Annotated in this window: 1 protein-coding gene; it reads left to right on the top strand. The window is 73.3% G+C overall.

All coding sequences use genetic code 11. The features are described 5' to 3' along the window. Positions 1-37: 37 nt before the first annotated feature. Positions 38-1,162: polyketide synthase dehydratase domain-containing protein (locus tag VM95_RS37590; RefSeq protein WP_208615610.1), on the top strand; the 1,125-nt coding region annotated here is incomplete at its 3' end.

The raw sequence follows: 1,162 nt of genomic DNA, 5'->3' as shown, positions 1-1,162 counted from the left end.
GTTGACGGCCGAGCAGGCGTGTGCGCCGGAGTACTGGGTGCGTCAGGCCCGCGAGGCGGTGCGGTTCGCGGACAATGTGACGGCGTTGCGCGAGCTCGGTGTGGTCCGCTTCCTGGAGCTCGGCGGCCAAGCGCTGGTGGCGATGCTGGATGAGCCGGTGACGGCCGCAGCCCTGCGGCGGGACCGTCCGGAGGTGGAGTCGTTCTGGTCGGCGGTGGCCGAGCTGTACGTCAGCGGCGCCACCGTCGACTGGACCCGGGCGTTCCCGGGTGCCCGCCGGGTCGACCTGCCGACGTACGCGTTCGAGCACCAGCGCTACTGGCCGGAGCCGGCGGTCGCGACCGGTGATCCGGCGGGTCTGGGGCTTGCGGCTGCCGGGCATCCGCTGCTCGGCGCGGTCACCCGACTGGCGGGCGGCGAGGGCCTGGTGTTGACCGGCCGTATCTCGCTGCGGACGCACCCGTGGCTGGCCGACCACGCCGTGGGTGGCCAAGTCCTGCTGCCGGGGACGGCGTTGGCGGAGCTGGCGCTGCGCGCGGGTGACGAGGCCGGATGCGGCCAGGTGGAAGAGCTGACGCTTGAGTCGCCGCTGGTACTGGACGAGCGCGAGGCGGTGATCCTGCAAGTTCTCGTGGAGGCGCCCGATGAGGACGGCCGGTGTGCGCTCGCCATCCACTCCCGCAACGAGACGGCCGACCCGGACGGTTGGGTCCGGCATGCCAGTGGCACGGTGGCGCCCGGGGGCTCGGCGCCGGCGTTCGAGCTGGCGACGTGGCCGCCCGCCGGCGCGGAGCCCGTCCCGCTCGACGGCTTCTACTCCGGTCTGGCCGAGGGTGGTTACGGGTACGGTCCGGCGTTCCAGGGTCTGCGGGCTCTGTGGCGGTGCGACGGCGAGGTGTTCGCGGAGGTGTCGCTGCCGGACGGTCTCGCGGTCACCGGTTTCGGTGTCCACCCCGCCCTGCTGGACGCGGTCCTTCAGGCGATGGCGGCGGCCGGATCGGTGCGTGCCGAGGGGCAGTTGGTGCCGTTCGCCTGGACGGGCGTGGAGTTGTTCGCGACGGATGCCGTGGCGGTCCGGGCGCGGTTGACGTTCTCCGGGACGGAGACCGTGAGGGTGGAGGTCACGGACGTGACCGGTCGGCCGGTGCTGTCGGTGGCGTCG

The organism is Streptomyces rubellomurinus (genome assembly GCF_000961885.1).
GTDB classification, from domain to species: domain Bacteria; phylum Actinomycetota; class Actinomycetes; order Streptomycetales; family Streptomycetaceae; genus Kitasatospora; species Kitasatospora rubellomurina.
The sequence above is the reverse complement of the archived record's forward strand: the minus strand, read 5'-3'. Positions and strand labels throughout refer to the sequence as shown.